The organism is Aquimarina rhabdastrellae (assembly GCA_947387485.1).
Taxonomy (GTDB): Bacteria; Bacteroidota; Bacteroidia; order Flavobacteriales; family Flavobacteriaceae; genus Aquimarina.
This window is the reverse complement of record CANDNT010000001.1, coordinates 443,680-457,950: the sequence shown is the minus strand read 5'-3', so window position 1 is coordinate 457,950 and position 14,271 is coordinate 443,680. Positions and strand designations below refer to the sequence as shown.

General features: G+C 31.1%; 12 protein-coding genes. 4 read left to right on the top strand and 8 right to left on the bottom strand.

The annotated features are described in order from the left end of the window. Positions 1 to 3 precede the first annotated feature (3 nt). Complete coding sequence (locus tag ACYEKI_RS02065) at positions 4 to 891, bottom strand: hypothetical protein (protein WP_459209491.1); 888 nt, start codon at positions 889 to 891, stop codon at positions 4 to 6. Between the two features lie 166 nt (positions 892 to 1,057). Between ACYEKI_RS02065 and ACYEKI_RS02060 the strand changes: the two genes are divergently transcribed. Next, entirely contained in the window at positions 1,058 to 3,295 is a 2,238-nt protein-coding gene (locus ACYEKI_RS02060; RefSeq protein ID WP_459209490.1) for a fibronectin type III domain-containing protein, read from the top strand. A gap of 55 nt (positions 3,296 to 3,350) precedes the next feature. On the opposite strand, the gene ACYEKI_RS02055 is transcribed toward ACYEKI_RS02060, so the two are convergent. Both ACYEKI_RS02055 and ACYEKI_RS02050 read right to left on the bottom strand, forming a co-directional pair. Beyond that, on the bottom strand, positions 3,351 to 4,562 hold the full coding sequence (locus ACYEKI_RS02055) for a bifunctional alpha/beta hydrolase/OsmC family protein (protein WP_459209489.1): 1,212 nt from the start codon (positions 4,560 to 4,562) through the stop codon (positions 3,351 to 3,353). Between the two features lie 95 nt (positions 4,563 to 4,657). Further along, positions 4,658 to 4,978: a hypothetical protein gene (locus tag ACYEKI_RS02050; RefSeq protein ID WP_459209488.1), complete on the bottom strand. Its 321-nt coding sequence runs from the start codon at positions 4,976 to 4,978 to the stop codon at positions 4,658 to 4,660. Between the two features lie 162 nt (positions 4,979 to 5,140). Between ACYEKI_RS02050 and ACYEKI_RS02045 the strand changes: the two genes are divergently transcribed. Further along, positions 5,141 to 5,569, top strand: coding sequence for a helix-turn-helix transcriptional regulator (locus ACYEKI_RS02045; protein WP_459209487.1), 429 nt, complete (start codon positions 5,141 to 5,143; stop codon positions 5,567 to 5,569). Here ACYEKI_RS02045 and ACYEKI_RS02040 read toward each other — a convergent pair. The 4 genes from ACYEKI_RS02040 to ACYEKI_RS02025 form a co-directional block, all read right to left on the bottom strand. Further along, complete coding sequence (locus ACYEKI_RS02040) at positions 5,566 to 5,775, bottom strand: hypothetical protein (protein ID WP_459209486.1); 210 nt, start codon at positions 5,773 to 5,775, stop codon at positions 5,566 to 5,568. The two genes, ACYEKI_RS02045 and ACYEKI_RS02040, sit on opposite strands and share 4 nt — an antisense overlap. A 67-nt stretch (positions 5,776 to 5,842) precedes the next feature. Next, complete coding sequence (locus ACYEKI_RS02035) at positions 5,843 to 6,415, bottom strand: cysteine hydrolase family protein (protein ID WP_459209485.1); 573 nt, start codon at positions 6,413 to 6,415, stop codon at positions 5,843 to 5,845. 64 nt (positions 6,416 to 6,479) lie between these two features. After that, positions 6,480 to 9,692 carry a WD40/YVTN/BNR-like repeat-containing protein gene (locus ACYEKI_RS02030; RefSeq protein WP_459209484.1) on the bottom strand — a complete coding sequence of 1,071 codons (3,213 nt, stop codon included), beginning with the start codon at positions 9,690 to 9,692 and terminating at the stop codon, positions 6,480 to 6,482. A gap of 440 nt (positions 9,693 to 10,132) precedes the next feature. Next, the gene (locus tag ACYEKI_RS02025) at positions 10,133 to 10,447 is read right to left on the bottom strand and encodes a hypothetical protein (RefSeq protein ID WP_459209483.1); all 315 of its coding nucleotides are present in this window, start codon (positions 10,445 to 10,447) and stop codon (positions 10,133 to 10,135) included. A gap of 363 nt (positions 10,448 to 10,810) precedes the next feature. On the opposite strand from ACYEKI_RS02025, the gene ACYEKI_RS02020 reads away from it, so the two are divergent. Both ACYEKI_RS02020 and ACYEKI_RS02015 read left to right on the top strand, forming a co-directional pair. Then, positions 10,811 to 11,941 carry a vWA domain-containing protein gene (locus ACYEKI_RS02020; protein WP_459209482.1) on the top strand — a complete coding sequence of 377 codons (1,131 nt, stop codon included), beginning with the start codon at positions 10,811 to 10,813 and terminating at the stop codon, positions 11,939 to 11,941. 22 nt (positions 11,942 to 11,963) lie between these two features. Beyond that, positions 11,964 to 13,430, top strand: coding sequence for a sigma 54-interacting transcriptional regulator (locus ACYEKI_RS02015; RefSeq protein ID WP_459209481.1), 1,467 nt, complete (start codon positions 11,964 to 11,966; stop codon positions 13,428 to 13,430). Between the two features lie 6 nt (positions 13,431 to 13,436). On the opposite strand, the gene ACYEKI_RS02010 is transcribed toward ACYEKI_RS02015, so the two are convergent. After that, the gene (locus ACYEKI_RS02010; RefSeq protein WP_459209480.1) at positions 13,437 to 14,270 is read right to left on the bottom strand and encodes a DUF1853 family protein; all 834 of its coding nucleotides are present in this window, start codon (positions 14,268 to 14,270) and stop codon (positions 13,437 to 13,439) included. Position 14,271: the final 1 nt, after the last annotated feature.

Sequence of the window (14,271 nt, the reverse complement as noted above, 5' to 3'; positions counted from 1 at the left end):
GCACTAAATTTTTGCGAAGGCATTAGGTTTCTCTGTTTTAACAGGATATTTTTTTATTAATAATAGGGTTAACAAAGGTACCAAACCATGTGGTAATCTATAGATTACTTGATATAAATATTGATGTAGAGAATCCCAAAGAAAAGTAATATCAAAATTCGCTAAGATTCTTGCAAAAGCAGTGATTGATCCCCAAAATACAGCATACCATAATGCTGCTATTGAAGTTTGAGGGATAAAGATTAAAATAGCTAGAATAAAATCTAATATTCCTGCTATATAAAGTAAGGTATAAGCAGTTTGTTCAGAACAATGTAATGTGTTTATGGTCATATCTATAAACTTTCCTGGAACTGGATAAAAACCAAAAGCGTATAATCCATGAGAAAAGAAAGTAATAGCGATTAAAATCTTTAAGGTAAAGATAAATGTATTAGGGTTGAATGAAGACTTGTAATAATATAGGAATACAAATGGTAAGCCAAATTGAATGCTATGTTCAAAAAATTGTGCTAAATGATAAAACTTTTCTTTTGTAAGTAAAATGGCAAGAATGGTTAATGATATTCCTCCCAGAAAAATTATAGGACGCGCTATAGTTTTGGTTTTAGTAAATAGAAACGTGACAAGAGCAGCTATTAAGAATAAAAAACCATTAGCTTGTATTAATAATTGAATAAAATTATCTGTAATTGTGCTAGTCGCATATTCTTGCCAAGTTATTTGGAAAACAAATTCTACAACAGGTTTTAATGCATTTTCATTCCAAAAGAAAGAACGATATGGCGCATCCCAAAATAAATGCTGCCAAGCTCTACCTATAAAGATAAAGAATACGCTTAGTAATAATAAAGTAAATATAAGACTTAGAGATGATTGGTGTTTTTTCATTCGGTAAATAACGAACTTAAACGTTAACTGATATTTATCATAAAATGATGAAAATTAAAAATTAAGGTTAAGGAATTTAAAACTGAATTAAGCTTTTTGAAATGCGATTTTCAAAAAATGTTTTGCTGTAGTTTTATGCATCGACTAATTAAACTATGTAAAACACATGAAAAAAATCACACTATTAATCTTAGTATTTATTGGGCTTTACTGTCAAGCATCAAACGATAAATATAGGCTTACATTAAGAGGAAACCCTGCTACGTCAATTGTTGTAGGATGGAATCAAATTTCGGGATCAAATCCCATAGTATATTATGATACAGTAGATCATGGTACAGATTATACAAGTTATACCAATAGTAAAACCCCTGATCGTACAGTGTCATATAAAGGAATGAATAATACCTTTGCTCGGTTAACTAATTTACAACCTAATACTGCTTACTATTTTGTAATTAGAGATAGTCAAGGAACGAGTAGTCGTTTTTGGTTTAAAACAGCACCAGCAGATAATAGCAGATTATCTTTTATAGCAGGAGGAGATTCAAGAAATAATAGAACACCAAGACAGAATGCAAATCGTTTAGTAGCAAAACTAAAACCACATGCAGTGCTTTTTGGAGGAGATATGACAGATGATGATACCAATAGTCAATGGCAAACATGGTTCAACGATTGGCAATTGACAAAAGCTAATGACGGAAGAATGTTTCCTATTATAGCAGCCAGAGGTAACCATGAAGGAAGTAATAATAGTATTTATAACCTTTTTGATACTCCGTCATCTAGTGTTTATTACGGGATCACTTTTGGTAACGATCTAGTACGTACTTATACCTTAAATACAGAGATTTCTATTTCTGGTAATCAAACCAGTTGGCTAGATAATGATTTAAGTGCTAATCAAGATGTAATCTGGAAAATGGCTCAATACCATAAACCTATGCGTCCGCACGTTCGTTTTAAGTCAGAAGGAAATTCACAGTATAATAATTGGGCGTCTTTATTTTATAATAGAGGAGTGCAATTAGTTGTAGAATGTGATGCTCATACGGTTAAAACAACTTGGCCAGTAAGACCAGCTTCTGGATCTGGAACCGACGAAGGTTTTGTAAGAGATGATAAAAACGGAACCGTATATGTAGGTGAAGGTTGCTGGGGAGCTCCTTTACGTTCTAATGATGATAATAAAGATTGGACTAGAAACTCTGGACGTTTTAATCAATTTAAATTGATTTTTGTTGATGAAAATAAAATAGAAACAAGAACTATTAAAGTAGATAATGCTAACCAAGTAGGAGAAGTATCTAATAACAACGTGTTTCAATTACCTAATAACCTAGATGTATGGAACCCGTCTAACGGAAGCGTAGTAACGATTACTAAAAGTACAACAACAACTCCAGATAATGGTACTGTTGAGGTTGCTATCTCTAGTGGGAATGATGATGTAGAAGAAGATAAAAACGGTGATTTATATACAGATAGTAGTGACCTAGAATTAGTATATGATTCTTATAATGAAAATAGCTTTCAAGTTGTAGGATTGAGATTTCAAGGAATACGTATACCACAAGGATCAAAAATTGATCAAGCGTATATTCAATTTACAGCAGATGAGGCAGATGATATTAGAGCAGAATTAGAGATATCACTTCATAATCACGAGAATTCACCTGCTTTTTCTTCAAATGCAAATGTTTCTAGTAGAGCAGTTGTAGGTAATAAAGTGACTTGGCAACCTGATGGATGGAGTGCGAATCATAGTGGAAGTAAACAACGTTCGCCAGAATTAAAAACTATGATACAAACGATCATTAACAAGTCTGGATGGAAATCTGGGAATAATATGAGTTTTATTATAAGAGGAAAAGGAAATAGTTTGACAAATAAAGATGCAAAAAGAGTAGCAGACTCTTATGAAGGAGGAGCAAGTAAAGCAGCAAAGCTTATTATCACATATAGCGAAGCTACAGATACTAGCATATGTGCAGGAATAAATGAGTGGAGTAGTGGTGTCTCTTATGCTATAGGAGATAAAGTAGTATATCTAGGTAATTTATTTGAAAGAACAGCTTCTGGATGGAATCATTTAGGGGCTTGTAATACTTTAAATAAAGTTAACGCTATTCAATACCCAGAAGTACTTTTAGGAGAAGAAAAAATAACTATATATCCTAATCCGTTCAAAACGCAGTTTACTATAAGTTTACCTAAAGAGTATAATGATACAACAATTTCGATTGTAAATATCAACGGACAAGAAGTCTTTAAGAAAGTAGTTAAAGTGGGTGGAATATTTGAATTACAACCTAATTTAAGCAATAAAGGAATATATTTATTAAGTATAAAAGATCATAGAGGAAAGATTATGTATACTAAACGTTTAATTAAAAAATAATATTACTTAGTATAATATATAAAATGAGCCTTCTATATAAGAAGGCTCATCTTTTTTAAATAAGTTTTGTGATAATTTGATTTTCTGAATGAAGCATTTTATGAACAGGACATTTATCGGCAATTTGTAATATACGTTGTATTTGCTTTTCATCTAGATTTCCTTCTAATTTGACCTCTTTGTTAAAGGTGTCAATTAGTGTAGTTTGATCAACAATACCTTCTCCTGTTATTTTAGGAGCTTTTGTATAGCTTGTATGCACTTCTATATGTGTTAAATCCCAATTTTTTCTAGCAACATACATTTTAACAGTCATAGCAGTACATGCAGACAATCCCGCTGCAACATATTCAAATGGACTAGGGCCAAAATCATAACCACCTACACTTTCAGGTTCATCTGCTATAAGTTGGTGGTTCCCTACTTTCATATAAGTAGTAAAACCGTCGGCATTACCTAAACTAGCCAAAACCTGATGTTTACTTTTTAATAAAGGCCTTTCTGGAATATTGATATATCGAGAAGCCCATTCAGCAATAACATTACCTGCATATATCGAATCTTGTTTGCGCATTAATAAGTGATCTGCACCGTCAAGAGTAATAAAACTCTTAGGATGTTTTGCAGCAAGATATATTTCTTCAGCATTTTTTATGCCTACTGTAGCATCTTGAGGAGAATGTAATACTAGTAATGCTTTATTTAGATTTTTGGCAACTTCTGGAAGAGACTTTGTTTTTAAATCATCTATAAATTGTTTTTTTATAGTAAAATCACGACCACTTAAATTTAGAACAGCTTTTCCTTCTTTTTGGATTTCGTCTAAACTACTTTTAAATAAATGCTGTACATGTACGGGATTAGACGGAGCACCTATAGTAGCAACTGCTTTTATCGAAGAAATTTCACTAGCAGCAAAAATCGATGCAGCACCACCTAGAGAATGACCTATCAATAAAGTAGGAGCTTGGTAATTATCAGATAGAAAAATAGCCGCAGCAACTAAATCTTCGACGTTTCCAGAGAAGTTTGTGTCCTCAAAATCACCTTCGCTTTCTCCTAGTCCTGTAAAATCAAAGCGTAAAACACCAATTCCTTTTGAAGTTAGCGCTTTGCTAATATTACGAACGGCACCTAGATTTTTATTGCAAGTAAAACAGTGTGCAAATAATGCAAAATTATGTGGATGTTGATCTGTAGGTAATTCTAATCTACCTGATAGAACTTGACCATTATTATTAGTGAAAGTAACTTTATTTAAACTCATAATCTATTGTAGCATGACTATTAATTAATAAGAAGATAGTAACTACAATTTAGTGAGATATAAGCTTAAAACCTTACAAATGATATGAAATATATTTATGAAGGAATCAATACTTTTTCTTTGGATTCTTTACGTTTCTTAAATCCAGTTAAGAAATCATCAAGCTTAACAGAGTTTTTGAATTTAATACGATATGGTTGTAAATAATAAAAGCGTCTAACTCTATAAATAATTTTTAATGATCGCTCGATGGAAGTACCTTTTTGATATAACTTATCTATCCAATAGAAAAGTAAAGCATCATAAGGCTTATTATCAATAACTCCTTCTATAAATGTTTGAAAATCTATGTTTAAAGATTCTATGATCTCTCTAGTAAAATCTTCTTTATTTAATGCTTTATTTTTATAGTCCATAGCAAGCATTCCCTGTTTAAATTAAGATAACTGTTTGTGTGTCAAGTGTATTAATTTTAGTAACTATCTGTAGATATCAGAAATTTATGTACATTTGTAAAAGAATACTTTGCGAATTTAGCAAATAGTATTCTGTTAAGCAAATGATAGATTACAAATATCATGTTTAAAAAAATAGGGAAAAACATTAAGGTTTTGCGTAATGAGGGAAACATTACACAAAGCGAACTAGCTGAAAAGTTAGGAATTACAAGGCAACAAGTAGCTAATTATGAAAGTGGACGTGTAACTATTCCTTTAAAAGGAATGGTAGACATGTCAACAATATTTGACGTATCTATTGATGACCTGATTAAAAATGATTTTTTTAAAGATTTTAAGGATAAAAATGAGAGAGAGACTCAAGAAAATGCACATACAACTTCAATACAAGAATTGATTAATAAAAGTATTACCCAAAAACTAAAACCTTTTGAAGATATATTAAATAAAGTACTTATAAAGCTTGAAATAAAAGATCTGAAAGAAGAATTAACAGAGGAGTTAAGAAAGGTTAATTTGGAAATAAGAAAAGAGCAATTAAAAAATTAGGTATCTTGATTGACGACTTTAAATAAAATGTTTTCAATTTCTTTCTTTTTCAAAGTTTCGTCAAGCTCATTAACTTCTAATAGTAAAATAGTAATCAGCTTTTTATAATCATATAAGTCAATCTGTTTTTCTGCCAGAAGTTTTTTTGCTTCGTCTAATGCTGTACGCATGGCAGTAAGCTTATCTTTAAATGTTTCTTTATTCATTTAATTCAAATGAGATATGATTGATTAATAATAGGATATAAAAAGCTAATTGTATTTTATAAAATAATTAATTCAGTTGTTTTATTACCTGAGAAGTTGATAAGATGGTTGCAAATTCATCTTTTAAACTAGCAATTGCTGTATCGTGAATCAATTGAGCACTGTATAAAGTACCATCAACACCTTTTTTAGGAAAAGTGGCAACGGCATCTTCTATTAAAATTGTTTCAAAACCATAATTACCAGCCATACGTGTAGTAGTAGATACACAATGATCTGTAGTTAATCCTATGATGACAACAGTTTCAATAGCATTATTTTTTAGTTGATCATAAAGATCTGTACCTATAAATGCACTATTTGCATGCTTTTCTATAATAGGTTCACTTGTTTTAGGGCTAATAAAAGGTTTAAATTGATTGCCTTGATGAGTTTTTGCTAGAGGTGAACCTTCTTCAAGAGAGCAATGTTTAATATGAAACAAAGGAAGTTGTTTTGCTCTCCATGTATCTAATAACAATTGCATATTAGATTCTGCATCAAGATTATTGCGATCACCACCCCAATATTCATGATCATTAAAACCTTCTTGAATGTCAATTAATAATAGTGCAGGACGAGATTTAAAAGGAGTACTCATTTTTATATAGAGAATATAAAGAATATCCATAAGACTAATTGCCTTATGGATATTCCTTTTAGTATTAATTTAATTTAAATTGTGATGTTTTCTTAAATGAAGAAAGAGTAAGAGCTTCTATTGTTTTTCTATAAGCTGACCAATCTTCTGTAAAGAATGTATTTGTTGATTTTAAAGCTTCATTTAAAGCATCTTCAGCATGTTTAATCAATGTTTTCTCTGTAGAGGTAATTCCACTTTTTCTTGATTCACTATACCATGAAGCTAGATCTAAACGTTGCATTACATTAACCTCTGGATTACGTGTAATACCTTGTCGTTTATCTTCTTTACCTAAATATACAGTAATTAATGTGTCAATTTTTTTAATAATATCCTTAGAGGACTTAATTTGATCTTTATAAGTCTTTTTATCTAGATCAGTTAATTGCTTTTGATATTTTTTTGCAATGTCTTTGCTTTCTACTAATTGTTTAAGAACATCACTAATAGTTTTTTGTATACCTTCGATCTTTTTTGAAGTTTCGTAAACCTCATCAATGTTCTTTTGAGTAGTTTGGAATCTAGGGTCACTCATTACTGTAATTGCACTTTTTGAGCTTTGATCTCCATATGTTAATTCTAGCTGATATGTACCAGGTTTAACAGAAACACCACTAGGTTCTGCAGTATTTTTCCTTTTAGAAAGAGTTCTTGAAGGACGAGTTACTCCCTTTTCATCCATATACCATGTAAGTTTATGAATACCTGTAGAATCTGGAGCTTTTTGTTTTAATGTTCTAATTAAACGAGCACCATCATATATTTTCAATTGAATAGAATCCCATGAAGGTTTGTTTTCATCTTTTTCAGATTCATCAGCATCTTCTTTTTTATTGTCCTCAGTTTTTTTAGGCAATTCTTTCTTGGTTAGAAAATAAGAAATGTGAGCACCATAAGGTCTATTTTCTCCGTTAAAAATAGCATCTGCACCAAAACGACTTCCAGTAGGCTGTTGATATGCTGCTAAATAAGCAGTAGGGGCGTCAAATAATTGCAATTGTTGCTGTAATAATGAATTATCTTTTGCAATAGCTCTAAGTGGTCTAATATCATCTAGTACCCATGCAGCTCTACCAAAAGTACCGATAACTAAATCGTGTTCTCTAGGATGAATAACTAAATCTTTTACAGAAACAGTAGGGAATCCTTGAGTCCATTTTGTCCATTGTCTACCTGCATCAATAGAAATATATAAACCGTCATCTGTTCCTAGGAATAATAAATTAGGAGTAATTGGATCTTCAACGATACTTAAAGCATAACTTTTAACGTCTTTTGAAGATACAATACGAGTCCACGTTTTTCCGTAATCTTTTGTACGATATGCATATGGAGTATAATTAAACCTTCTATAATCATTAGCAACAAGTAAAGCTTCACCTTTATTTTTATTAGAAGCTTTGATTTGTACAATCCAGCTACCAGTAGGTAGATCTTTGATGTTTTTTGAAACATCAGACCAATTAGCACCACCATCTTTGGTAATATGTACACGACCATCATCTGTACCTACCCAAAGCATATTTTTTTCTAGAGGAGATGGTTCTACAACTAGAACTGTACAGTGGTTTTCTGCACCAGTAGCATCCATAGTTAGACCACCACTTTCACTTTGTTTAAGTTTTTCTGGATCATTAGTTGTTAAGTCAGGAGAGATAACAGTCCATGTTAGACCTTTATCCGTAGTTTTATGTACAAATTGACTTCCAAAATAAATAGTGTTATTATCAAAAGGATCTATATTGATAGCAGCATTCCAGTTAAAGCGTAATTTAATATTAGCATCAGAATGTGTAGGTTTTACAAGATAGTTGTTTCCAGTCATCCAATCGTAACGACTTACAAAACCTTGCTGACTCATAGTCCATCCGTATCTAGAATCATCTCTATCAGGAATAACATCGAATCCATCACCAAAAGAAATCTCTTGCCAATAAGAGTTACGTATACCTTGTGATTTCCATACATAAGCAGGCCCTCTCCAGCTTCCGTTATCTTGCATACCTCCATAAACATTATATGGATATTCGTTGTCTACATTGATATGATAGAATTGAGCTACAGGAATATTACCAATAAAACGCCAAGTTTTTCCGCCATCTTTGGTAATATTTAAACCACCATCATTTCCATCAATCATAAAGTTACCATTATTAGGGTGGATCCACCATGCATGATGATCAGGGTGAACACCATTGCTCACACCATAGGCAGGCATTAATTCTGTAAAACTTTTTCCGCCATCTTGAGAGACATTTACATAAGTAAATATAGAGTAGACTCTGTTTTCGTTATCTGGAGCTACAAAGATATCTGAGTAATAGAATGGACGACCACCAATCTGTTTTGTATTCTCATTTACTTTAGACCATTTAAATCCACCATCTATTGATTTATATAATGCATTTTTTTTAGATTCTACTAAAGCATAAATTACGTCAGGGTTATTAGGTGCTATAGCAAGACCTATTCGCCCTAAATTACCTTTGGGTAATCCATCTTTATCTGTGCGTTTTTTCCATGTTGTACCTCCATCATGAGTAATGTATAAACCAGAACCTTTTCCGCCAGAATTAAAGAACCAAGGATCACGCTTATGTTCCCATAAAGCAGCAACAAGTTTGTTAGGATTTGTAGGATCCATTACTAAATCTGCTACTCCAGTTTTATTGTTTGCAAAAAGGATTTTTTTCCATGTTTTTCCTCCATCAGTAGTTTTGTAAACACCACGTTCTTTATGTTCTCCCCAAGGAGACCCTATAGCACCAGCATATACAATATTGGGATTAGTTGGATCGATGATGATACGATGGATATGTCGCGTTTTTTCTAATCCCATGGCAATCCATGATTTTCCACCATCTAGAGATTTATAAATACCATAACCACCATTTAAACTATTTCTAGGATTTCCTTCACCTGTACCAACCCAAATGACAGAAGGGTTTGATTGTTGTATAGCAATAGCTCCAACTGAAGCTGTTACTTCTTTATTAAAAATAGGTGTCCATTTAATGCCACCAGATGTAGATTTCCATACACCACCAGAGGCTGTTCCTACGTACATTACTTCAGGTTGATCATTGACAACATCAATAGCTGTGATTCTTCCACTCATACCACCCGGACCTATATTTCTGGGAGACATGTTTTTTAAGAACTCCATGGGGGCTTTTTGCGCAGAAATAGTTAATGAAAGACAACATATTAATAGTATATAACATACTTTTTTCATTCGTATTGGTATTAATTGTTTATCGATTTATTTTGATTTTTAATTTCGAAAGATGAATTTAAGTTTTTGAATTCAATAATAATGGAAATATTGAAAATAATATATAAAAAACTAAGTGTTTTTTGCTAGTAGTTTCTAAGTTACCATTAAAAGTGTTAAAGTTTGAGTAAAATTAAAGTTTACAATGTTTTCGTTTTTTTGCTTACGTATTAAAAGGGTTACATAAAAGAGCAGAATAAACGGGTGGGCATCAAAGTGATGTTTATTCTTTCTGGATAGAAGAGTAAGAAATCTCTTTTTTAATGTATATAATAACGTAAATAGAAGAAGAATGTAATAGATATGTATAATCACTTTTTTAGCTTCGTTTTTTTTGAGATTTTAAAAATAAATAAAAAGCGGGTAGTGATATCTTAAAACCGTGTTAATCAATAAATGAATTATTTTGATTTACGAATGATTTTAAAATTTTTATCTACTTCTACTGCAATAAACTTTCCTGTTTTTACATTAATGATTTTCCATTTATAGCCTTTTGGGGTTTCGTATATAGGTGATCTAGCATACGAGCGTGAATCACCATTATTTAAATACTTGATGACTTTTTTTACTCTCACGTCGATACCTCTTTGTTTGATTTCTTCGTTTGATAGTTTTCGTTCTTTCTTTATTCGTTGTAAAGGGGAATTATGCGCATTAAGGACAGGATGTCCTAGCCATAAGGATGCTGTTAATAATAGAATGTAAGCCTTCATTAGGGTAATTTTTTAATTTAATAAAATACCTTTCTCTGGGGGCTAGTTCTCTATGTAAATGAATTGTACTAAAGATACTAAAATTAAAGGTAATAACATAATAATAGTACTTCGATATTGAAGCTAAAAAGCTGTTAATTAGTGTTTTTTTAAGTGATAAAGTATTGAGTTAGTAAAAAGTTAATGCTATATCATTTATAAACTGATTCTATATTGTTTAAATATACAAGTTAAGAGTGCTTTTTTAGTTATTTTAAAAAAGTTAAAAATAGCAATCATTTAAACGACAAAGTTTTGTTAATTCATCAAACTTCTTAGAATCTATATTTTAAATAAGAGATAAAATGTAGTATTTTTAGAATTATGAAAAAGGAAGAACAATATTATAAAAAAGGGTTTCGGTTTAAAATGTATGAAGCCCCATATCAGTCTCCATTTGATAAACTATTTGATGTTTTTAAGGAAATTATAGTACATACCTCTGGAGATTTTGATGAAGCGATGGATTGGATGCGGCAATTAGATCAAGAATATAAACTTACAACACCAGAATATACATTAGATGACTTTATTGAAGACTTAAAAAAGAAAGGATACATTAAAGAAGAAATAACACCTAATGGAAATGGAGGCGGAATAGCCATCACATCAAAAACAGAAAGGGCACTAAGACAGCGTGCTTTGGATCAGATTTTTGGAAAACTTAAACGAAGTGGTTCGGGAAACCATAAAACGAAATTTACAGGTAGAGGAGATGAACATGCAGGTGAGTTTAGAAATTATCAATACGGAGATGCTTTGGAACGTATCTCAATGACCGAAAGCCTTAAAAATGCCCAGATCAATCACGGTATAAGTTCTTTTAATCTTACAGAAGATGATTTGGTAGTTGAAGAAACACAGTATAAAGCACAGATGAGTACGGTATTAATGATTGATATTAGCCATAGTATGATTTTGTATGGAGAAGATCGAATTACTCCAGCAAAAAAAGTAGCAATGGCTTTGGCAGAATTAATTACTACTAGATACCCTAAAGATACCTTAGATGTATTAGTTTTTGGGAATGACGCATGGCCTATAGCAATTAAAGATTTACCATACTTACAGGTAGGACCATATCATACTAATACAGTAGCAGGATTACAATTGGCTATGGATATGCTTAGACGAAAGCGTAATACTAATAAGCAAATTTTTATGATTACTGATGGAAAACCTAGCTGTTTGAGATTAGCAGATGGACAATATTATAAGAATAGTATGGGATTAGACCATCACATCGTAAATAAATGTTATGCTGCAGCACAACAAGCAAGGCGATTGCATATACCGATTACTACATTTATGATTGCTCAAGACCCTTATTTAATGCAATTTGTAAAGGCTTTTACAGAAGCTAATCAAGGTAAAGCATTTTATACAGGATTAAGAGGGTTAGGTGAACTCATCTTTGAAGATTATGAGAATAACCGAAAAAAAAGAATTAGATAAACTAAGATTGTAAAAAATAAAAATGATAGCTATAAAAGAGATATCCACTTTAGGAGAATTAAAGAAATCTTCTTATCAAAGTAAAAGCATCAAAGAAGAATTAAGATTAAATTTAATACAAAAGTTACAACAAAAAGAAACTGTTTTTAAAGGAATTCATGGTTATGAACATACAGTGATTCCTGAGTTAGAAAGAGCAATTCTCTCTAAACATAATATCAATTTATTAGGATTAAGAGGGCAAGCCAAAACTCGATTAGCAAGGCAAATGATACAATTGCTTGATGAGTGGATTCCTATAGTTGCAGGATCAGAAATTAATGACGATCCATATGCACCATTATCTAGATATGCCAAAGAATTAATCGCAGAAAAAGGCGATGAGACACCAATAACTTGGATTCATAGAGATGAACGTTTTGCCGAAAAATTAGCCACTCCAGATGTGACTGTTGCAGATTTGATAGGTGATGTAGATCCTATTAAAGCAGCTAATTTAAAATTGAGCTATGCAGATGATCGAGTGATACATTTTGGTATGATCCCAAGGGCAAATAGATGTATTTTTGTAATTAATGAATTACCAGATTTACAAGCTAGAATTCAAGTTGCATTATTCAATATATTACAAGAAGGAGATATTCAAATTAGAGGGTTTAAAGTACGATTACCTATAGATGTGCATTTTGTATTTACAGCCAATCCAGAAGATTATACAAACCGTGGAAGTATAGTAACACCTCTTAAAGATAGAATAGGATCTCAAATTTTAACACATTATCCAGAATCGATTGAGATAGCAAAAGTTATTACAGAACAAGAAGCAGGGCTAGATGTACGACAAAAAGAAACTATATATGTACCAGAATTAGCAAAAGATTTATTAGAACAAATAAGTTTTGAAGCGCGTAATAGTGAATTTATTGATGTAAAGAGTGGAGTTAGTGCTAGGATGAGTATTACTGCTTTTGAAAATTTATTGAGTACAGCAGAATATCGTCTATTGCAGAATAATGAAGAAAAAACTACAATAAGATTAAGTGATTTTATGGGCGTAGTTCCTGCAATTACAGGTAAGGTAGAATTAGTATATGAAGGAGAACAAGAAGGAGCGGCTGTAGTAGCACAACATTTAATTGATGATGCTATAAAAACCTTATTTGAAACACTTTTTCCTAAGATAGAAAAATTGCAAAAAGAAGAAGATGTTGATCATTATCAAAAAGTAATTGATTGGTTTTTTGAACATGGTAATTTTGAATTATTAGATGACTATGTTGAAAAGGATTACAACGATATCTTGGATTCAATAACACCATTGCAAGATCTTATTGATAAATATCAACCAGAAATTACGGCTAAGGATCAGTATTTTGTCAAAGAATTTATTTTATGGGGATTGGTTATTCATAAAAAACTAAGTAAATCTAGATTTACAGAAGGATATCGATTTAATGATTTGTATGGTAATTTTATAAAAGGATTATAAATAAGTTTACCACCATACGACAAAAATTTTAGCAAAAGAATCTTCATTGTATTTAACCCATAACAATGGAGATTTTTCTGCTTTTATAGATGTGCTAACTTCAGGTAATATTTCGTTATAAGATTTCCATGTTTTAGAAAACTTAGGTGCTATAATCCAATCTTTTTTTTGTGGAATATAATATGCTAGATTTTTAAAATCATTTGTCAGAAAATCGTTAAAAGAAATCCAATACCCGGCAATAGCTTTAGGATTTATACTGTTGTATTTCTTTGTTTTTAAATAATAAGGAATAAAAAGATTGCCTAAAAAACAAACTTGCTGTAAACAATCCTGAGGCTCAATTTCATGATCTAATAATAAAGATTGTGTTTCTTCTTTATAAAGTAAAGGAAATTGTTTGAATGTTAATTTATCTATTTTTTCAAGAAAACTATCTTTTCTATTAGGACCAATCCACCTAGATAATTCTGATGTAATATCAGGATCATATAGATAAAATTTGTATACCAATTCTAAATGAATTAGAAGATCTTTATATGTATCTTGAATGATATAATCTAATTCACCTAATGTGATTTTTTGCTTAAATATCTGTTGGTTCTTTAATATAATGCTATAACGTTTATTAAAACGAATTAGAGTTTCAAAATAATGTTCAATGCGTTTCCCTAAAACTTCATTAGGATTGATGCGAATGATAGCTATAGATTCTTGAAGAATGGTACTGTTTTGTATAGACGAAAAATCGAATTGTTGTAAATCAAATAGTTTTTTGTCAAGCCATAAAGGATGACTGTGTAAAAGTCCGTAGAGGTATTGTTTTTGATCAAAAAGCATA